Source organism: Cerasicoccus maritimus, assembly GCA_031296935.1.
Classification (GTDB): Bacteria; Verrucomicrobiota; Verrucomicrobiia; order Opitutales; family Cerasicoccaceae; genus Cerasicoccus; species Cerasicoccus maritimus.
Map to the genome: position 1 here is coordinate 23,410 of JAVDPD010000013.1, position 20,973 is coordinate 44,382.

Annotated in this window: 18 protein-coding genes and 1 tRNA gene; 7 read left to right on the plus strand and 12 right to left on the minus strand. The window is 54.3% G+C overall.

Annotated features, from left to right (window positions below; all coding sequences use genetic code 11):
• Positions 1-388: 388 nt before the first annotated feature.
• From RBB62_RS09750 to RBB62_RS09785, 8 genes are all read right to left on the minus strand, one after another.
• The gene (locus RBB62_RS09750; protein ID WP_309398585.1) at positions 389-1,102 is read right to left on the minus strand and encodes a DUF932 domain-containing protein; all 714 of its coding nucleotides are present in this window, start codon (positions 1,100-1,102) and stop codon (positions 389-391) included.
• A 282-nt stretch (positions 1,103-1,384) separates the two neighbouring features.
• Positions 1,385-1,612, minus strand: coding sequence for a hypothetical protein (locus RBB62_RS09755; protein ID WP_309398587.1), 228 nt, complete (start codon positions 1,610-1,612; stop codon positions 1,385-1,387).
• A gap of 216 nt (positions 1,613-1,828) precedes the next feature.
• A complete protein-coding gene (locus RBB62_RS09760; RefSeq protein ID WP_309398589.1) occupies positions 1,829-2,650 on the minus strand; it encodes a RecB family exonuclease in 822 nt (273 codons plus the stop codon).
• Complete coding sequence (locus RBB62_RS09765) at positions 2,647-3,108, minus strand: hypothetical protein (protein WP_309398590.1); 462 nt, start codon at positions 3,106-3,108, stop codon at positions 2,647-2,649. The genes RBB62_RS09760 and RBB62_RS09765 overlap by 4 nt, the downstream gene beginning before the upstream one ends.
• 388 nt (positions 3,109-3,496) lie before the next feature.
• Positions 3,497-3,982 (minus strand): hypothetical protein, encoded by a 486-nt coding sequence (locus RBB62_RS09770; protein ID WP_309398591.1) that lies wholly within the window; start codon positions 3,980-3,982, stop codon positions 3,497-3,499.
• 192 nt (positions 3,983-4,174) lie between these two features.
• A tRNA-Thr gene (locus RBB62_RS09775) sits at positions 4,175-4,250 on the minus strand.
• A 132-nt stretch (positions 4,251-4,382) separates the two neighbouring features.
• Entirely contained in the window at positions 4,383-5,513 is a 1,131-nt protein-coding gene (locus RBB62_RS09780; RefSeq protein WP_309398592.1) for an ABC transporter ATP-binding protein, read from the minus strand.
• 5 nt (positions 5,514-5,518) lie between these two features.
• Positions 5,519-5,758, minus strand: a complete 240-nt coding sequence (locus tag RBB62_RS09785; protein ID WP_309398593.1) for an ABC transporter permease family protein — start codon at positions 5,756-5,758, stop codon at positions 5,519-5,521.
• A 159-nt stretch (positions 5,759-5,917) separates the two neighbouring features.
• Here RBB62_RS09785 and RBB62_RS09790 point away from each other — a divergent pair, with 159 nt between their 5' ends.
• From RBB62_RS09790 to RBB62_RS09800, 3 genes are all read left to right on the plus strand, one after another.
• Positions 5,918-6,955: an aldo/keto reductase gene (locus tag RBB62_RS09790; protein ID WP_309398594.1), complete on the plus strand. Its 1,038-nt coding sequence runs from the start codon at positions 5,918-5,920 to the stop codon at positions 6,953-6,955.
• Between the two features lie 272 nt (positions 6,956-7,227).
• Positions 7,228-9,732: a beta-mannosidase gene (locus RBB62_RS09795; RefSeq protein ID WP_309398595.1), complete on the plus strand. Its 2,505-nt coding sequence runs from the start codon at positions 7,228-7,230 to the stop codon at positions 9,730-9,732.
• Position 9,733: 1 nt separating this feature from the next.
• The gene (locus tag RBB62_RS09800; RefSeq protein WP_309398596.1) at positions 9,734-10,828 is read left to right on the plus strand and encodes a Gfo/Idh/MocA family protein; all 1,095 of its coding nucleotides are present in this window, start codon (positions 9,734-9,736) and stop codon (positions 10,826-10,828) included.
• On the opposite strand, the gene RBB62_RS09805 is transcribed toward RBB62_RS09800, so the two are convergent.
• The 3 genes from RBB62_RS09805 to RBB62_RS09815 form a co-directional block, all read right to left on the minus strand.
• Positions 10,829-11,158, minus strand: coding sequence for an FHA domain-containing protein (locus RBB62_RS09805; RefSeq protein WP_309398597.1), 330 nt, complete (start codon positions 11,156-11,158; stop codon positions 10,829-10,831).
• 12 nt (positions 11,159-11,170) lie between these two features.
• The gene (locus RBB62_RS09810; protein ID WP_309398598.1) at positions 11,171-13,327 is read right to left on the minus strand and encodes a protein kinase domain-containing protein; all 2,157 of its coding nucleotides are present in this window, start codon (positions 13,325-13,327) and stop codon (positions 11,171-11,173) included.
• A 770-nt stretch (positions 13,328-14,097) separates the two neighbouring features.
• On the minus strand, positions 14,098-15,771 hold the full coding sequence (locus RBB62_RS09815; RefSeq protein WP_309398599.1) for a tetratricopeptide repeat protein: 1,674 nt from the start codon (positions 15,769-15,771) through the stop codon (positions 14,098-14,100).
• A gap of 144 nt (positions 15,772-15,915) precedes the next feature.
• On the opposite strand from RBB62_RS09815, the gene RBB62_RS09820 reads away from it, so the two are divergent.
• Positions 15,916-16,206: a hypothetical protein gene (locus RBB62_RS09820; protein WP_309398600.1), complete on the plus strand. Its 291-nt coding sequence runs from the start codon at positions 15,916-15,918 to the stop codon at positions 16,204-16,206.
• Between the two features lie 112 nt (positions 16,207-16,318).
• Entirely contained in the window at positions 16,319-16,774 is a 456-nt protein-coding gene (locus tag RBB62_RS09825; protein ID WP_309398601.1) for a DUF4405 domain-containing protein, read from the plus strand.
• A gap of 12 nt (positions 16,775-16,786) precedes the next feature.
• Here RBB62_RS09825 and RBB62_RS09830 read toward each other — a convergent pair whose 3' ends face one another.
• Positions 16,787-17,575 carry a ParB/RepB/Spo0J family partition protein gene (locus tag RBB62_RS09830; RefSeq protein WP_309398602.1) on the minus strand — a complete coding sequence of 263 codons (789 nt, stop codon included), beginning with the start codon at positions 17,573-17,575 and terminating at the stop codon, positions 16,787-16,789.
• 276 nt (positions 17,576-17,851) lie between these two features.
• Between RBB62_RS09830 and RBB62_RS09835 the strand changes: the two genes are divergently transcribed.
• Positions 17,852-18,637, plus strand: coding sequence for a polysaccharide lyase (locus tag RBB62_RS09835; protein WP_309398603.1), 786 nt, complete (start codon positions 17,852-17,854; stop codon positions 18,635-18,637).
• A gap of 298 nt (positions 18,638-18,935) precedes the next feature.
• Positions 18,936-20,792, plus strand: a complete 1,857-nt coding sequence (htpG, locus tag RBB62_RS09840) for a molecular chaperone HtpG (RefSeq protein ID WP_309398604.1) — start codon at positions 18,936-18,938, stop codon at positions 20,790-20,792.
• Positions 20,793-20,973 lie beyond the last annotated feature (181 nt).

Sequence of the window (20,973 nt, forward strand, 5' to 3'; positions counted from 1 at the left end):
AAAACGACGAGGACTCTCAATGGATTACTACTTTCCTGAAGCACCCGCTAATTGAGGCCGAACACAATCGTAGCCTTTTGTCATCTTTGCGATGTAAGTGTGCTAGTTTTCTGGATAATATCATTAGAGTGAAGCTCAGCAACCTTCGATTTTCGGCTTATTGCTATCAAATCTGCCATGTCAGATTACTACCTTTGCGCATGAATTAATGATGCGCCATAGCTCAGACATCAAAGTGGAGTAGCCAAGCGAAAAATGACTCCTAGCCCAAACACCACTGCGATCAATACTAAGCTTCACAGAACTCCCAGCTAAAGAAAAGCGCCCCTTGAGGCAGCGCTTCTCCGCAATAACTGTAAACCACTAGTTGACACCCATGGGCGACAGATCAGTTCAGCCCAACCTCACGGTCCAGCAACTGATGTAGTCGTCGTGTCCGGTCTGGCAGCAAGTCCAGACGCCCTTTAAACACCTCCGTAAAGGCGTTCTGAAGGCTCCAGACGTTCTTCACCTCGAACTCCCGATGTGATGGGTGCCGCCACTCGCTCAAGACCTTGGGGATATAGCTGTTGGCCATTACCCCTTGGTCCACCGAGCGCACGATCAGGTCATGGGCTTGCGTATCACTGATCTCAGCATACTGATAGCGCTCGACACGCAAGTCATGCTGATCCCAGTAACGCTTGAGACCGCCTACGGCATCACCAGCAAGACGAGGCAAGTCCTGTAGGATGCGCGGCGTATGTTTACGAGCGAGTTGGATCTCGCCCGAAAAACAAAGGTTGTCGCAAACTAGTACCTGACTCCCTGCAACGATACCTGCCGAGAAACGCATGTCATGGGAATTACGAACACCGACTACGTAGCGGCATTCAGCACCTGCGTTATTCGAAGCAATCTCCAGCAGGCCAAAGTAACGCGCAGCATCATGCGTCAGGCCGTGGGCTTGATTCACGACGACGAAGCCACGCTCCAACAGGGCGCGTTCCACTACCTGGAGAAGCAACATGTGCGGGATGGGTTTCCAAGTTGAGGTTGCCTGCGGTGTTGGCGACAGAGCCAAGTGTCCACGAGTAACTGCACTGGCCCCACAGTGAAGCAAGAAGTTGCACCGTTTTGGCTGTGGTGGTGCGACCGGTTCAAGAATTTCCGTTATCATTTTGGCAAGTTGGTTGACGTTGAATGGATACGAAAAAAGCGCCCCGAAATGAAAGGACGCTTGGATGATGTAAAACCTACGAAAATCGGCGTGTTTTCGTAGGTTTGAGCATGCGAGCAATCGCCCCTCAAGGCTGATGAACAAACGCTTTCACGCCAGCGGTGCCGTAACCGCGTATGGGATACCCCATAGCCTTTTAACGCACCGCTGACGATTCACGGACGCTCAGCGATAATACTCGCCCCGTGCATCACGATCACCTCCAAACGGAGATCGGCGGATTGCACCGACAGCATAGCCGATACTGGCAATCAGCATGGCTGCCGAGACGAACAGGAAGGGTGAGAGCGTTTCCTTGCTCTCTTGGACTGCCCCAACTGCAATCGGCCCCATAAAGGTGCCGACTGTGTAGCAAGACAGCCCAACCAGAATAAGCTTAACGATTAGACTCATGGATAGTTCTCCGTTTAATGTTAGCGGTGTGAACCAGGCTTGCAGCCCAGATCGCGGAACAGGTTACTGAACAGCCCCCGATCCAATACAACGCATTGGCCAAGGGCTGGAATGATGGTGACTCAATCGGTGCGGGTGGTGGTGTAGGCGGTTGGTCGTTATCCATCAAGGCCCACCCTGCGCCCAAACCAATCAGTGTGATGATGACTGCCTGAATCATTGTGCGCCTCCTTTCCACTTCGAGCATTCTGAACGAAAGCTACACCACCCACAGTGCATCCCCGCTTGGGGATGAAACCGTTCGTGGTAGATGCCATCCATCGCTGCAAGAGCGATATCCAGCACGCGTTCCTTCTCTCGCTCCGTCGCAGGCTTCATGCGATGCACGATCACCTTAGGCTTCTTGGTCTTCACCAGGAACACCAGCTCACGACCTTGCACCTCTTGGTTCGTCGCCGACTCGATCAGCATCTGGTAGAGCGTCATCTGAAGCTCATGCTGGAATGCTTCGAGCTCAACGTCCGGCGTGCTCGCACAGGTCTTGTAGTCGACCGGCACATGGCCAGCGCGCACCAAGTCGATGTAACCCAGCACAGGGCTCGGCAACACCGGCAGGTCTTCCTCAAGCTGCACCTCAACCCCTAACGGGATCTCAGGCATCCGCGCATGGTCCGAGTCGATATACGCATCGACCACGCGTGCGCCCTTATCCTGGTTCTCCTGACGTGAACCCTCATCAGGGTATGCCGCAGCCTCCTCAGGCGCATTGAAGGCCAAGGAATAGGCTTCCTGCACGGTCCCACGATCATGGCTCTCACCACGCCAACGAGCACGGTGGAAGTATTGCAGCGCTGCATGGACTGACTTCCCCAAGTGCAAGCTCGGAGACACCGGTTCCTTCAGCAGCAACACCTTCTTGAACCAAAACTTCAGCGGGCACGTCAGGTAGAGTTTAATCGTGCTAGCTGAAATATGATCCAGCAGACCATCACTGGTTGGGGCATGCCCATTCCCTGAAGCATCAATGGCCTGGATCATGACCGCGCCTTTCCTTTCGCAGAGCCATACGTGCTGATCAATTCCTCGATCAGCCCGGACGCCTGCATCTTGTTTAAGTTCTCCAGCGATGTGCGGAAGCGCGAACGGGCCAAGTCATCTACCTTGGCCTGCTCAATGCCATGCTCACGCATCAGGCGCTCGATAAGGGCCTTTTGCTTGGGAGAGCAGGCCCATCCCAAGTCAACGCGTGCAGGACGCTCAGCAGGCTCCTGACGCCGCTCAGACAACGGCTGTGTTTCCGTAACCCCAGGCAAGAACCCAGTCACCTGGATGTCACGGTCAACTGCTTCCTGCAACTGACGATACAACGCCGAGGATGCACGCTCCACCTGCGAGAGGTCACTGAGTTCCGTGCGCACAGTAATCGAGTACTGGTGCGATGAATACTGGGGCAGCCCCAGCTTCTTCGAGTAATTTGCTTCGAGGACTATCGCCATCGTAAGCCTCCTTTCTCTTGATGACCGAATAACAAAAACGCCCAGTTGCGGTCAGCAATCTGGACGTCTGGCAGCAACGATTTTCGCTCCCATGGATTTATAACCCGCTCACTCAGTTTTTTGCAGCGAGACACACGAAATCAGCAAAACAAGGGAGAACGATTGGCCCCAAAAAACGGCCACCAGAAACAACCACAAGTCCTTTATTCATGAGGCCTACAGGTCGAATTTCAAAACTTTTTCACACGCAACCAATAGTGAAGTTAACTATTTTTCTTTGCCGTAAAACTGCCCCTTACTCCAGATACGCAGCGGCTATTTGACGCCTCTGGCCACTAATTTAGGCTAAAATTGGTCCTAGTGAGCACTTTGGACGGAAAATTACCGCTTAATCCCCATCTACAAAGCTTGCTGCATCCAGAGCATCCAGAAAGCCGTGTCGGTAAATAATGCGCTGCGAACGTTCCGTGTAGCACGAAATAACCTTCTCGTGCTCCTCCATCAGTTTCCGGATGGCTGCCACTTCCTCAGGCGTAAGAATATTCGGGACCTTGAAGCGAGGGGGAGCTAACATCCCGAAATGAGCATCGGACTGCATTACGGCAATGTATAGCAACTGGCTGTTTTTTAAGCCAGCAGGAGTAGACTCCCGTTCCTTCTTAAATTCCTCAACGTCCACTGGAGCCATGCCTTGATGGACCAGCGTCTTATTCAGTAAATACCATCCATCCAAGTCCCGCGCCTTTTTAATTTTTCCATCCTTAACCCATCGATGAAAGGTAGCTTTCGGCACGGACTTGGAAAATACCCGGTCGAAATCTTCTCTTCTAACGAAAAGCTCGTTATTCGGGTCATATTTCAGGGATGCGCTCATGTTACCGATATTCACGCATAGACTATGCTGGCGATTCGGCCATCCAAGCCTTAAAAATGTTGTCCAAAATGTTGCCCAAAATCGGGGTGTTTTTCGAGACTACACGAAATTTATTGAGACTGGATGAGACTAGACCTACGGCCCCAGAATCCTATAAATGCCTAATAATCAGCCAGCTGCCTTTATTTCAGGTGGAGCCACCTGTCGGGATCGAACCGACGACCTGATGATTACAAATCAACTGCTCTACCAGCTGAGCTAAGGTGGCGAACGAGACTAATATCCCGTAAGAAGGCTACTGGTCTAACACAGGTTTCCCATTGGGCAAGCGCTTTTTCGTAATAAGATTCCGAATAGATAAACGTCGGAAATGGCAGTTGCTGCCCGTCCAGAGCGACAGCTACTTGAGCACGTTGTCGGTTTCAGGGTCGAACAAGTGGGCGCGGTCGAGATCGAGGGAGACTTTGACGTCCTGGCCGAAGTCAAATTTGTGCTCGGAATGCACCTTCGCGATGAAGCTGTGGGCACCGGTATCGAAGTAGAGATAGGTTTCCGCGCCCATTGGTTCGGAGACCTCTACCTTCGCCGTGAGGCAGCGGGACTCGTCGAGATTGTGCACCGTGACTGCGTCGGCGATGCTTTCCGGCCGGACACCCAGCACGATGGGCTTGCCCTGGTAGCTTTGTGCGAGTCGCGTAAGGCGGTCGTCCAGAGAAATACGGATTGGCGCGTTGACCTCGTTCTTTTCGACGAAGACGAGCTTGCCGTTTTCGGGAACAATCTGGCCATGGAAAAAGTTCATGGGCGGGCTGCCGATGAAGCCGGCCGTAAACATATTGTCCGGGTTGTTGTATATATTCAGCGGCTCGTCGACCTGCATGATGTTGCCGTCCTTCATCACGCAAATGCGGTCACCCATCGTCATGGCCTCGGTCTGGTCGTGCGTCACGTAAATCATCGTGGCATTGAGGCGGGCGTGGAGCTTGGAAATCTCCGTGCGCATCGACACGCGCATTTTCGCGTCGAGGTTCGAGAGCGGTTCGTCAAACAGGAAAACCTTCGGCTTGCGGACGATGGCGCGGCCCACAGCCACACGTTGACGCTGGCCGCCGGATAGCTGCTTGGGCTTACGGTCGAGCATCGACTCAAGGCCAAGGATTTCCGCTGCGTCGTCGACACGTTTTTTGATTTCGTCACGCGGGTATTTGAGCAGCTTCAGGCCGAAGGCCATGTTGTCGAACACCGTCATGTGCGGGTAAAGCGCGTAGTTCTGAAATACCATCGCAATATCGCGGTCCTTCGGCTGCACGTCGTTGACGATGCGGTCGCCGATCGCAATGGTACCATCGGTGATGTCTTCGAGGCCGGCGATCATGCGCAGACTCGTGGACTTACCACAGCCGGACGGCCCAACGAACACCATAAACTCGCGGTCGCGGATTTCCAAGTTGATCCCCTTCACGGCGCGGAAGGTCGTGTGCTTGTCGTCGCGATATTCTTTGACCAAATCTTTGAGGGTAACTTCTGCCATGGTAATTATCCTTTGACCGCGCCAGCGGAGAGTCCTTTCACAAACAGTTTCATTGAAAACAAGAAGAGAATTAAAGGCGGCACCGAGGAGATAGCGAAGCCCGCCATCAATTGACCGTATTGCTTCACATATTCGCCGTCGAGTCGATAAAGACCAACTGGAATTGTCAGCAGTTCGTTATCGCGCAGAAGGAGCAGCGGCAAGGTCACGTTGTTCCATGAACCACCACCTTCACAACCTCCCACCAGCAAACAGAAAACAGCAATGAAATAAGTGATGATATAGCGAGTAGAGATAACAGTTTTTAGCGGCCCAAATAGTAGTAACCCGACTGATAAGAATGACCGGGGCCTCCATCTCGATCTTTCTTGGCCAAAACGAGAATTTTCTGCTTAGTCTTAACCATGTCTTATTCCCCTGCTCAAAATCGCTACGAAACCAGCACCCCAATGTGGTTCCGCCGCTGCGGTCAATCTGGCCTGCAACTCCCCGCCGTCAGCTTGGGCGCTTGGCATAATTTTGGTGCCCCGGGCACCGACTCACTCAAGTGCGCCGACGAGGCCAGCATTCACGCGAATTGCCAGCAAATGCTGTTCACCGCCTTTGACCTCGGTATCACACATTTCGACTTGGCTAACAACTACGGCCCGCCACCTGGCTCCGCCGAGGAGCGCTGTGGCAAAATCATCAAGGAAGACTTTGCGGGTTACCGCGACGAGTTAATCATCTCCTCCAAGGCAGGGTACCGCATGCAGCCCGGCCCCTATGGCGACGGGGGCTCACGCAAATACATCGTCAGTTCATGCGATCAATCCCTCAAGCGCCTACAACTCGACTATGTTGATATTTTTTACCACCATCGCCCAGACCCCGAGACCCCGCTGGAAGAAACGCTTGAGGCACTGGACTATCTCGTAAAAAGCGGTCGAGCGCTCTACACTGGCATTTCCAACTACTACAGCCCGGCCCACGCCCGTCAGGTAGTCGAGCTCTGCCGACGCAACAAATGGACCACACCGATCATCCATCAGTTCAGCTATAGTATGCTCAACCGCGACAGCCGCGACGAATTGCTCAAGACAAATGGTGAAGATGGCCTCGGCACAATCATCTTTAGTCCATTGGCTGGCGGACTCCTCACTGGCAAGTATTTGCAGGAGATTCCTGCCGACTCCCGCGCCGGCAGCGAAAGTGTCTTCTTGAATGCCGACCGCATCACGCCAGAACTCCAGGCCAAACTCATCGCGCTCAATGAAGTCGCCTCCAGTCGCGGCCAAACCCTCGCTCAACTTTCACTGGCCTGGGTGCTCAGACACCCCGAAACGACCAGTGTGCTGATTGGTGCCAGCCGCCCCCAACAAGTTGTTGATTGTGCCAAAGCGTTGGATGCAGGTAGCTTAAGCAAAGCGGAAATTGCACAAATCGACCATATTCTAGAGTAGGACTGTTTCATTTGGCACAGCTCGCCACACTGCTAGGCCACGTCCTGGCTACTGCCATGCGCACTACAGCCGACGTGCTATTCGAGACTGACCATTTTCAAGCTGGCCGAACCTGCCCATTCTCCATCCAAATTCAATGATGCTCCAAGGACTTCCCATCCATCAGAGCTTTCAATCATCGCATAAGCCAAGAGGATGTTTGTGCCAATCACTGATTAAATTTGTATTTTTGATCTCGCCGTTGACCATCATTCATATGCAGGTTTGGAGACATGCCCAAGCATCTCCTCTTAAATCAAGCGAATGAGCTCAACGACGGCTGGCAATTTCGTGCGGCTCACAACCAAGAATGGCTGGACGCCAAAGTTCCTGGCTGCGTCCACACCGACCTACGCAATCAAGGTGTGATCTCTGACCCTTTCTACGGCCGCAACGAAGATGATCTGCTATGGGTTGAAGAAACGGACTGGCAATACCGTGCGACATTTTGTTTGAGCGATGCACAGCGGGCAGAAGACTTTGTCGAACTCGTTGCTGAAGGGCTCGACACCTTTGCCACGATCAAACTCAACGGACAGGACATCGCTCAAACGGACAACATGTTTGTCGGCTGGCGATTTGACGTGAAGGACAAGCTCGTCTCAGGCGAAAATCTTCTTGAAATCGATTTCCTCCATCCGCGCTCAGCCATCCTTGCGCGCAACCCCAATCCCGAGCGCTGTATCGGTGACCGTTTGGGTGGCCGCACCGAAATCCGTAAACAGCAGTGTTCATTTGGCTGGGACTGGGGTCCCCGCCTCGGAACCTGCGGCATCTGGCGTCCCATTCGCATTGAGTCGTGGTCGACGAATCGGATTGAAGATTACTTTGTCACCCAACAACACTCTGCGGGGCAAAGCATTGTCAACGTCGCGGTCAACACCGCCCATCGCGGTAAGCGCTTCCAAGTCGTCGCCAAGCTTAGCTTAAATGGCGAAGAAATCGCCCATTGCGCCGAAAGACTCAACGAGACGCTGCAACTCGTCGTGACCAAGCCCGAACTGTGGCAGCCCAATGGTCACGGCGAACAGCCACTCTATGAGCTGATCGTCGAGCTGTGGTCTGACGGCGAGTTGATCGACCAACGCAGCCAACGCATCGCCTTGTGCGAAATCAAGCTCGTGCAAGAGCCCGACGAGTGGGGCCAGAGTTTTAAATTTACTGTCAATGGTAAGCCTGTCTTCGCCAAGGGTGCGAACTGGATCCCTGCGCACAGCTTCGTCAACGAAGGAGAGGCGCACTTCGACGACCTCCTCGACTCCGCAGTCGACGCCAACATGAACATGATCCGAGTTTGGGGCGGCGGCGTGTATGAGCTGGATTCCTTCTACGAAGCCTGCCTCGAACGTGGACTCATGGTTTGGCAGGACTTCATGTTTGCCTGCGCGCCTTACCCCGGCGATCCCGCATTCTGCAAGCAAGTGCGCGCCGAAGCCGAGTATCAGGTCCGCCGCCTGCGCAACTACGCGCACATCGCGCTGTGGTGCGGTAACAACGAGATCATCCAACTCAATCGCGACAAGTTAAAGGCCGATAAGAAAGCCGGCAAAGCCTACCTGAAAGTCTTCTGCGAAGTTCTCCCCAAAGCACTGGAGAAACATCTTCCGGGCGCGGACTATATTCATACCTCCGAATACAATCCGCACGAAGTCTTCGGCGACACCGCCAATGTGGACTCCGGCGACGTGCATTTCTGGGGCGTATGGCATGCACGCCAACACTTCTCCGCATACGAGCAGCAGTTCCATCGCTTCTTCTCGGAGTTCGGCATGCAGGCCTATCCGCACGTCGAAACGGCGGCCACATTTACCGAAAGCCAAAACGTCTTCAGCCCGGAGTTCAACAACCACCAGAAAAACGGCGGTGGCAACTCGATCATCTTTCACTACATCTCCGAACTGTATCGCTTTCCGAAGGATTTCCAGGCGACGATTTACCTCTCCCAAATCATGCAGGCCTTCACCCTCCGCTACGGCATCGAGCACATGCGGCGCAACATGCCACGCACGATGGGCGCCCTCTACTGGCAGCTCAACGACTGCTGGCCTGTCGCCTCGTGGTCGAGCATCGACTTCGGCGGCCGCTGGAAAGCCTTGCAATACGCGGCCAAGCGTTTCTTTTCGCCAGCCTTGGTTTCCGTCAAATTGATTGGCGAAGAGAAAATCCACGGCAGCACCAACGTGGTTCTCAACGGTGTTGACGCGGTGGAAATTTACACGGTGTTCGATGGGCCGCAAAACACCTCCGGCGAGCTCAGTTGGCAAGTGTGGTCCATCAGCCAAAACAAGCTACTGCTCGAAGAAACCAAGGCGGTGAAGCTAACCTACGGTAAATCCATCCGCCGCAAAAAGCTCGACTTGACTCCGCTTGTCGAAGCACACGGGCGCGAAGACTTGATCCTCCGCACGCGCCTCACCGCCGAGGGTTACGAAGACAACGTCAACACAACGTGCCTCACCGGGCCCAAGCGCCTGGAGTTCAATGCGCCGAAGATCAAAGCCAAGGTTACGAAGGTCGCTGGCGGCGAATTCGACATTACGCTGAGCAGCGATCAGATCGCGTATCAGGTTTACCTGAACCTCGTGGACGCCATCCCACACCGCCTGAGCGATAACTTTTTCGACCTGTTTCCCGGTGAATCAAAAACCGTGCGCCTGCGACCACTTCAGCTAATGAATGTCGCCGAAGCCCGCAAAGCCTTGACCATTTATACGTATCGCGACAGCTACTTAACGTAGCATGAGTAGCGAAGAGTCAGTCCGCTTAGGCATCATTGGTCTGGGCATCCGGGGCAACACCCACGCCAAGAACATCCTTGAGGGGAAAACCAAGGGCGTCGAACTCGTCGCGGTTTCCGACCCCAAGCAGGAGCAACTCGACGCCTTTGGCGAATCGATCCGGAAGTTCACGGACCCCATCGAGATGATGGAATCCGGCGACGTTGAAGCCGTCATTATCGCCACCCCGCACTACAGCCACACCACGCTGGGCATCGCAGCGCTGGAGCGGAACTTGCACGTGTTCGTCGAGAAACCAATCTCCGTCCACAAGGCCGATTGCATCAAGCTCATCAGCGCCTATAAGAATCCTAACCTCGTCTTTGCCGCCGGTCTCAACCAACGCTGCATCCCCTACTACCGCAAGCTGCGCGAGCTCATCCAAAGCCGGCAGCTCGGCAAGATCGAGCGCATCAGCTGGACCATCACCGACTGGTACCGCACCGATGCGTATTACCAAGCTGGTAGCTGGCGCGCTACCTGGAAGGGCGAAGGCGGCGGCGTGCTGCTCAACCAATGCTCGCACAACCTCGACATCCTCCAGTGGCTCTTCGGCATGCCGGAAAAGGTAACCGCGATATGTCAGTTTGGCCGTCACCACGACATCGAGGTGGAAGACGCCGTCACCGCGCTACTCGAATTCTCTAATGGCGCTACCGGCGTATTCATCACGAGCACGGGCGAATCGCCCGGTATGAACCGCCTGGAAGTCGCGGCGGAGAATGGACTCGTCGTCATCGAAAAGGGCCACCTTAAATTTACGCAAAACGATAAGCCCACCCCCGAGCACTGCCGCACTGCAGAGGATGGTTTCCAAAAGCCGGAATCAAAAGAAATCGACGTTATCACCGACGAATTCACTTACGGCCACGTGGAAATTCTCCAGAACTTTGCCGATGCAATCCTTACAGGCGCTCCCCTCATCGCGCCCGCCGTCTTTGGCAAACGTCCGGTGGAGCTGGCAAACGCGATGCTTTACTCTGCCTTTAAAAACGAAGCAGTCACGCTGCCGCTGGATGCAGAAGCCTACGAGGCAGAACTCACGTCTCGGTATTGATTACTCCGCCTCAAGCGTCACCACGCAACCGTCAGACATCTTCAGGATGCGCGTGCCGTTGATCTTTTGTGGTTCGTCGCGGGGGACTTCCACGCCATCCAGTTTGGTCGAGTTGCTGACCGCGGCCGGTACGACGATGAACCAGAAGCCTTCCTGCTTGAGGATCTTCACGTGCACGCGGGAAACCGTCTTAATAAAGTAGAAAACGTTCTTGGCCACGGTGCCTTCGCGGCCGAGGATGTCGCCACTGTGCGCCAGGTAAGTCTTGCCTTCAACGGTTACTTTGAGGCCGGGTTCAATCGTGGTGGAATCGTGGGAAATGTCTGTCATGTACGAATAGCATTAAGGATCAACCCGATTTTGAGGATTGATCGGAATCAATGCAACGCGAAAGCCAATTCGCGGATCCTTGGTATCAGGCTCAAAAAAATTTCGATTACTCACGCGCAGATCGGGGCCGCCATGCGTGTAATTGCCACCGCGAACCACGCGCGCTTCACCAGTCTCTGGGCCGTAATAATCCTCGACTTCACCACCGGGCAAAGCGGCATACCAGTCCAAGGTCCATTCAGCCACATTACCCACGGTGTCATACATCTCAAACTCATTGGGCATCAGTTGCCCCACCTGCTGAGTTCGCCCACCGGAGTTGCCATAGTTCCAAGAGAAATTATCGAAATTCCCCTGCTGGCCATAGTAGCCGTTGACCGCGCCCAGCGAGGCATACTCAAACTGCGCCTGCGTCGGTAGGGAGAACACATAGCCCTCTGGCAACAGACCACGGTATTTGTCATTCAGTTTGGCGCAAAAAGTCATGGCCTCATCCCAAGAAACGTTCTCCACCGGATTCTTCGGGTGCTTGTTCTCACTGGGATCATACCCCATCAACTTTAAAAATTCCTCCTGAGTCGTCTCATGCTGGCAGATCCAAAAGCCTTGTGTGAAGATCGCCAGGGTCGACTTGTTCATGACATCTGATACCCGATGACGCGGCGAGCCAATCTGGAACCGAAACGGCGGAGCCCAACGAAAAATCATGCCCGACTGCGGCAATTGAAAATCATGCCCGTTTTCCGGTCGATTAAGGATCTCAGGTGCGGCGCGGTTGGAGATCCCCGTAGAAATAATGCCATCAGGAACCGCGTCGTTCCGCATATTTAAACTCTGCCCCGGGGCAAAAGATGATGGCATCTGCGGTTCCCCGCTGGATGTATCAAATCCCGGCGGCCCCGAACGCAATCCTCCGGGGCCGGGCCGATTAGTCTGACTTTGCGGCTGGTTGTTGAAATTCGTTGGGTTGGCCATCGGCGCTGAGTTGGCCTTGATCGTCGCATCCATGCTCCCGTGCAAAAACGCAAAATACGCCACGCCGCCACCAGCCACCACGCTGCATAAAACGAGTAAAGCTATCGCCACGCCCGACATCGGAGCGCGAACCGAATGCGCGGTGGGCGTCTGAGTGTTGGCGGTGATGGGCGGGTCCTGCACGGTCGTCTCCGCCGTCGGTGGTTGATTTGGTTGCCCACGCGGAATAAGTTGTATTGGCGGGCCGGACTCCCGGATTGTTGGCTCCGAAGGGCGGGACGCGCCCGAATCACCCAACGGCACAGGCAGCGTCGCGCCGCCTTGCGCCAGCAAATCGCTGCTTAAACGAAGGCCATTGATCACCTCGGCAGCGCTCGAAGGACGGTCAGCCGCATCCTTGGCCAGACAGGCCGCAATGGTGTCCTCCCACTCCGGAGGAATGCCAGCACCAACGATGCCCAACTCCGTCCGACGTTCGCTGAGCGTGGGCGGCAACGCTTCGCGAATTTGCAGGCTGATGTCGCCAGTGTAAAAAACCGGCTTCCCCGTCAGCAGATCGAAAAGCGTGGCGCCGAGGCCGTAAATATCATGCGAGATGCAAGGACGCTGGCCGAGTAGTTGCTGCGGGCCCATGTAGAGCATCGTGCCGCGCAGGCCCATAGTGCCGGTCAGCCGCGTCTGAGCATCCGTCAGGCTGGCAGAAATCCCAAAGTCGGCAATCTTTAGGCGGCTCTTCTGGTCGACCATCAGGTTGGCCGGCTTCAGATCACGGTGGACAATCTCCGCGTTTGAATGCGCGTAGTGCAGCGCCGAGCAGAGCTCCAACGTCCACTCCGCTATTTCATTGACCTCGAAGTAGCTGCCCTCGCGGGTGTCCCGCAGGCTGGAAAGGTTGTTGCCCTCCACATATTCCATGGCGACGGCGGCGCGCTCGTCCCCCGAAAAGAAACCATAGACGCGGATGATATTCGGATGCGCGAGCTCCATGCCACGCCGGGTTTCTTTCTTCAAATCGCGGACCGCTGTGCTGTCGAAGAGCAGGTTTTCAGTCAGGAACTTGAGGGCGATGTCTTTCTCAAGCTCAATATCGTGTGCAAGCCAAACGACGCCCATCCCGCCCCGACCCAGCAGGCGCTTAAGTCGGTATCGCTCGAAGACCAACAAACCGTTGGTTAACTTGGCTGTAGCACTCATTTTAATCGATGCAGTCCAGTTGATCAGTCAATGGGCTTCGCTTCGCAAGTAAAACCTGAAAATGCACGTGGGGTTGAGTTCATTGATCATAAGACCTTAGTAGATGAGGCAATATTCCCAAGATTACGAAAGATTCATCCTGAGAAATGCTCACACACGGCTCAGGAAACAAAGAAACGCCAATTGGGCAGATTCAAAGGTTGAAGGGTACAACCGGAGATGCCACGCAAGCAGCATGCTGGAGTCACCAGATTGACATACTACAGAAGTGTAGCCGCGATAACGACTTGCTCAATACCAGTTTCTTGGTCGAAGAATAGGCCGTTTCTTCAAAATGAACAGAGTTGATATAAATTAGTTATTTCCAGTGAATTGTTTGTATTCTATCGCATTGTCATGCAACAAGATAGATAGGTTTAGAATGACTCGCTCTGGGTCGCCTTAAAAAATTAACGCCCATCGGCTGAAGGCACGTGGTACAAAGAGTCTGAATCGTGGTCGTCCGCTTAAAGATGACCGCTTGATGACGGAAGCGATGTTGTGGATTTGCCGCACGGGCACCCCCCGAAAAGATCACCGGCTCATATCTAAAATCACCAATAGACCACGCAGCCGCCAACTCCTCGACAAACATAACGCTTAAAGGAAAACGTAAAAGCCGACAGGCTGATAGGGAACCCTGCCAACGTCTTGATCATCAAGGATCCGATGGGGTCCGTTCGGCTTCACCATTACTTTCTTGTGCCCAGTTTTCGCGAATGCCAAAGGGCTTATTGTGCCTTCATGACTTTGCTGCGAGCGCTATCGTAAAGCTCTTGCTCTTCCGGCAACAAATCACTGCCCTTTAGATCAAGCACCATTTTTTTTGCCGCAACCTCATCACCTGATTCTACGGCAAGTAGAAGACCCACGAGACGGCAACTGGGGTGCCCAAAGTATTTCGGATCAAGCTGAGCATAGTGTGCCTCCGCTTCAGCAAGTCGGCCTCGCTGTAGTAAACACAATGCCAAGGCAGAGTGAATTCCATTGGGGCCACCCTTAGCAACGACTTCCTGTAGCTCCTCGATTTCTACATCACTCACTTCTCCCAACAACGCCTCAAGGTAAACCTGATTGTTGAGATAGATTGGACTTCCAGGCTCAATTTCGAGAAGACGTTCACTCAAACTAATCATCGCACGCGTGCTGCCATTTTCGCTGAGCTGCGTAAAGACAGCAGGTGCCAGTCGGATTTTGTCATCGTCCTTAGTTGATGTTTCAAATGCAGCCAGCAGCGCCTCTTCAGCAGACGCCCTCCACTGGGCCTGCCGCGCTAACTCTCCTAATGCCTGCAATTCATCCGGCAACTGCGATTGCAAGGCCAATTCATACGCTCTACGCCATTCTGATGACTCATCGCCCGATCTCACTGCATCAGGCAGCGTCACATAGGTCTCCAGGATTGCACGACTCAAGTCATCCACCTGAAAATCTCCGCTCTCCAGGATGTATTGCGCACAACTTGGATCGCGGCCCAACATGGTTAAGATATCGACGCGCCAACGCCCTCCATTGACAATGCTCTTGCCACTGTCGCTAGCCAGATATTGCCACAAATTTTCATAGGCGCCGACTTCGATTAACCACCTAACCAGTAACACTGCATCGCCCTTGCCTTCACGCTTCACCGCCTCCTGCGCTATGCCATAGCGCGCTAGTGGCTGTAGTATGATACGCTGAGTATCCGCCAAGAACCGCATGGTGGGCGTGCTTCGCTCAGGGTTGCTCAGTTGCTTAATCAACCACTCTCGATCGCTCTCAAATAACGGTAAGCCAGGCTGCGTTGCCAGCATGATCAACGCATCCTCCCTCAGTGGGTCTCTCAGCTCCGCCACTACACGCAAGCTGGCCTTGGCCTGAATGTGCGCTGCCTGATTATCTGCACTGAGCAAAATGCGCGCACGAAGCAGGTGAGCTTTTGCATGATTCGGGTCTATGGTCACTGCCATACTCAAACGGTTTAAAGCAGTGGCCACATCACCGCGATTAATGGCAATCTGGGCCATCAGTAGCTGGAAATCAGGGTCCGAGGTCTTCATCTGCTCCATGCGGAGCGCCAAACCGTGGGCCAACTCAAACTGCTCCGATTTGACTAAATACTGCAGCATGCCCAAACTAATTTCCGGATAATCTGCGACATCCTTTTCCGCCAAAAGAGCCATGACTTCACGGTGCGCATTTTCAGGGCTCAAATGGATCTGGGCTTGCAGCTTAATTTTCAGCGCACGATCAGCATCTGGACCAAACGCAATCAGTCGATTTGCGCGTTGAATGACCTCCGCGTATTGCCGCTCAACCATGAGACGCTCAGCACGGTGAAACTCATAAGCCTGCCAAGCCCAATACCCCCCACCCAAGATTGATACCGCGACAAAAAGCGCCAAGCCAGTTGGCAGGATGCGCATAAAACGAGACTTTGCGGACTCAGAAGACATTGATTAGGTGTATAAGATGCAATCGGCTCACGTAACGGAAGAATGATCAATAAAAACTAGCCCAAGCATGGCAACTGTCTTATGAAACAATCAACAATAGCTGCTAGAGATAACATGAGTGACACATTCGAATGCCCAATTTGCGGCGCAACGGTTAAAAACAATGCCTTAGCATGCCCGGAATGTGGAGCCGATGAACGCACTGGGCTCTATCGCAGCGATGCTGCCAGCGAGTCCATTTACGATGGCCTCGACCTTCCAGAAGACGACACATTCGACTACGATGAATTCGCCGCTCGCGAGTTTGGCCGCCCCAAGCCAAAGAGCCCACGCGACATCATCGTGGGCATTGTCGCTGTGCTGCTCATCCTGGCATTTGCGTCCATTTTCATATTCGCCATATAAAAAGGCGCTTACCGATTACTTTCACTTATCCCCGCCAGTGCACGATTTGATAACACTACCACCCGTGCGACTTTAGCGTCTCCACCGCGTTTCAAGGCATTAATCTCCTGTCATGAAACTCATCATTCGACGCATCCTCAACCTCGCCCTCTGGCTGAATGTCTGCCTGCTGGGCGGAACCGGCGCTCTTCTCTACTGGCGCATGCCCCACGGCCCCGCAGGCCGCGGCCTTAGCGTCTTTGGCTTTTCCAAGCACGACATCGTCGAAATCCACACCATCGGAGGTTTCGTTTTTGCAGGCCTAGTCATAGCCCACCTCTGGCTTGCTTGGCCGTGGCTAAAAAACGCCGCCGCCAAAAAGAAACTCTGGCCAGTCATCGGTGGGCTGGCTGCTGGCCTCGTTCTGGCGCTAGGCATTACCTTCGCCCCGATACAGAAAACAGCCAACAGCCAAAGCCCCGAACATGCCGGATTCAGCGGCCGAGGCCCAGGCGGCGAAGGCCGTGGACAAGGTGGCGGAGGCGGAAATGGCGCCGGCCCAATGCTCAGGGAAGATCAATCAGAATAAGCTGCCAGGATGCTAAACCAAGCCCGGGAACTTCGCCTTTACACGCTTGATGTCTGCTTGGCTAAATTCCTTGCCCTCGAGCACGAGAATCAACGACTTCAGATCGGCATTGTCCAGATCATAGCGGGCCTTAGGCGAGGCTTTTGCCATATCCGTAATACGGGTCTTCGCCGAACGGAAATTGAGCGGTTTCTTGGGCTTCTTCTCCTTGAGCTCCTGCTCGGCCTTCGCGGCGGCCGCGTCTTCTTCCCCAGCTGGGGCCTTGATCAGCTTTTGACAGGCAGCCTTAGCGCGATTCCAGCTCGTATCTCCGTCGGAAAGCATCTTGTAAATCTTCGGCGGCATAACCGGCGCATAGCGCAGGATCTCTTCCACCCAAGCCGTGCTGCGGTCGAGGAACTCACCGATGCGCTCGGTCGACCAATTTACGTTGTTGAGGTAAACAACCGTCTCGAAATAGTCGGTAATCTTGGTGTCTACACGGTCTGAATTAAGCTTTAGGTTCAGCGCGCGCATTTCGTCGGCTGAGCCTGCCACCACGCGCACATCGACACGATCAAAATAGCCAGGATTCTGCTCACGGATCTTGTAGATCGCATTGATACGGTGAAAACCGCCAATCAAGTAGAACTCACCGGGAGATTTTTCCCAGACCACCAGCGGCTCGAGCAAACCGTTGGCGAGAATGTCCTTGGCATAGTGTTCTACCTTGGACTGCGTGAGGTTACGGTGGTTAACCACCGTCGGGTGCATCTGGATCTTGCTAATGCCCAGATAATCGAAGCGTTTCGTAGTAATCATGGTTCGTAGCGATAGCGAATCGGCCAGTAAAGTAGCGCAGATTCGCCACCTAGGAAACAGCAGATTTCTTGCCCGAGCGATCACAAACATCGCTACTGCTCATTATTAAGACAATTTCAAAACACAACTTTAGCTGTAGCACTCTGGAGTCGATGGTAGTGCTCCTGGATGTCTTGCCAGCAGAAATATGGCGCCGTGTATTGACAGTTTTCGCCAATGTCTTGCAAATTACAACCAACCCTAAATGACTAGTCCTTTCCCCCTTCCAAAGACAATATGATCTCTCGTTTAAGAATCCTCGCGATCGCCTATCTCACGCCACTCTCTCTGCTCGTTGCCAACGAAGACACGCTGATCAACATCGTTTTGGACAACGGCCCCAATCCGACTGCCGAACAACTGCTGAGGCACCCCAAAATTACCCTTGCCGAAGGCCAGGCAGCCGATGGCTCCAATGCGCTCCGTGTGACTTACATTGGCAGCGAGATGGGCAGCGAGCGAGTCGTGACGCATGTATTTTTTCCGCGCAAAACCGACTACGCGGCGCTCGACTTCGATGTGAAATTTGAGGACGGCTGGCAGTTCGTGCGCGGCGGCAAATTACACGGCGTAGGCCCGGATAATGTCGTGAGTGGCGGCATGCCCCGCCGCCCCGAAAGCTGGAGCTCGCGCATCATGTGGAGCAAAGACGGCTATGCCCGCACCTATCTGTATGATCAAGGCGAAGGCCATAAATATGGCGTCGGCAAGCGCACGACCAAGCCGGTTTTCAAAATCGGCGAATGGCAGCACGTTAAAATCGTCACCCGGCTCAATGACGTCGGCCAAGCCAACGGGTTCACCCAGCTATTCGTCGACGGTGAGCTGGTCGCAGATTCGCAGGACATGGAATTCCGCGGACAAGGCGGCGATGAAACGCTAATCAGCAAGTTCCTGTTCAGCACCTTCCACGGAGGCAACAATCCCAGTTGGGCACCCAAAGACGCCGACGGCAACTTCATCGATGTCACCGCGCTGTTCGATAATATCGTGGTCACCGGTGCTCCTGAAACAGCTGAATAAGGCTGAAATAAGCAAATTAAATGGGGTCTCTTCAAAAAGCGACGATCATCGTTTTCCAAAACACATAAGCGAGTGTTTTGGAAAAACATGGCGGTTGTTTTTTAAATGATGGGCGTGCTTTTCCAAAGGAGACTGCGCCCTCCCCACCCCATGCAATCTCCGCGCCCTCTGTGTTATCCGAGGTTCAACCTCGCTCATGGCGAGTTCCGGGCAGAAAACGACTTGAAACCTGCCCGTGTATGCTTTCAGTTAGCGGGTTTAGCCAATTTCAAATTAACTCCACAGTAATCACATAACCATGAGCACAACCGCGCCCGAAACCCACGAATTCCAGGCCGAAGTCAAGCAGGTGCTGGATATCGTCATCCACTCCCTCTACACCGACAAGGAAATCTTCATCCGCGAGTTGGTGTCCAACGCCTCTGACGCGCTGGAGAAACTGCGTCACACCCAACTGACCGAAAAGACCATTCACGACGACAGCCTCGCGTTGGAGATTAACATCACCTCCGACGAAGAAGCCGGCACGGTCACGATCCAGGATCACGGCATCGGCATGACCCGCGATGACCTCGTCGAAAACCTCGGCACCATCGCCCACTCCGGCACCAAGGCGTTCCTCAACGCCGTTAAGGAATCCGGCGGCGCCAACGAAGCGCTGATCGGCCAGTTTGGCGTTGGCTTCTACTCTGTCTTCATGGCCGCCGACGAGGTGAAAGTCTACACCCGCAATTGGCAGAGCGACGGCACCGGCTGGTGTTGGACGAGCGAAGGTGCAGGCAGCTACACCATTGAAGAAGCTGAAGGCCTCAACCGCGGCACCAAGATCGTCATCAAGCTCAAGGAAGACGCCAAGGAGTTCGCCACCGACCATCGCATCAAGGGCATCGTCGAGCGCTACTCCGCCTACGTTGATTTCCCGATCAATTTGAACAGCGAGAAGGTCAACACCCAGCAGGCCATCTGGCTCAAGGACAAGTCCGAGATCACCGAAGAGGACTACAAGGAGTTCTACAAGTATCAGGCCAAGGCTTTCGACGAGCCTCTCGACTGGATGCACTTCCAGGCCGACGCGCCGCTCGACATCCACACCCTGCTCTACATCCCCGGCTCCAATCCGGAAATGCCCGGCTTTGGCCGCATCGAGCCCGGCGTCGCCCTGCATTGCCGCAAGGTGCTGATCGATCCGCAGCCGAAGAAGCTCCTGCCCGAGTGGCTGCGCTTCATAAAGGGCGTTGTCGACTCCGCCGACCTCCCGCTCAACATTTCCCGCGAGTCCATGCAGGACAGCGCGCTGCTCAACAAGATCGGCACGGTCATCACCAAGCGCCTCCTCAAGCACCTCGAGAAGATGGCCAAGAAGGACGCCGAAAAGTATGAGAAGTTCTGGCAGCAGTTTGGCTTCTTCATGAAGGAAGGAGCGATCAGTGATTTCACTTACCGCGAGCAAACTTCCGAGCTGCTGCGCTTTGAGTCGTCCATGCTCGAAGAGGGCAAGCTGACTTCCCTCGCAGAATACCTCGACCGCGCCAAGGACGGCCAAAAGGAAATTTACTACCTGATCGGGCCGAGCCGCGCTGCGCTCGAAAGCGGTCCGTATCTGGAAGCGTTCAAGGCCCGCGGCCTGGAAGTGCTCTTCCTCTACGAGCCCATCGACGAATACTTGATGACCAATCTCCGCGAATACAAGGAGAAGCAACTCAAGTCCGCCGACGCCGACGATCTCGAGCTGGAAGACGCCGAAGTCGAAGGCGAGCCGCTGCCGGAAGAACATGTCAACGCCCTCTGCGAGTGGCTCAAGACTTCCCTCGGCGAAGAGCGCGTCAAGAAGGTTGCCGCCGGCAAGCGTTTGGTCGACAGCCCAATCGTCGCCACCAATGCCGACGCCATGATGTCCGCCCAAATGCGCCAGATGATGCGCGCTATGGGCCGTAATGACGAGATGCCCGATGATCAGGTTTCCGTTAATCTGGAAATCAACCCGCGCCACGGCCTCATCAAGCACCTGTCCGCGCTCAGCCAGTCCAACGAAGACACCGCAAAGCTCATTGCCGAGCAGCTCTTGGACAACGCGCTGATCAGCGCCGGCCTGCTCGACGACCCGCGCAGCATGATCAACCGCCTCAACGCCATCCTCGAAAAGGTGGCCAAGTAAGCGGCGCAGAGTTTAGCAACTCCTTTCAGCAGGGGCGGTCCAGTTGGGCCGCCCCTGTTTTGTTTAGAAGTCCGCCAATCGGATACGGAGCTTCAAGAGCATCTGACACCAACGACTCCATCAATCTGGTAATAGGGTATGGGGAGTGTGTGGTATAGGGCTGTCATTGTGTCGCCCTGAG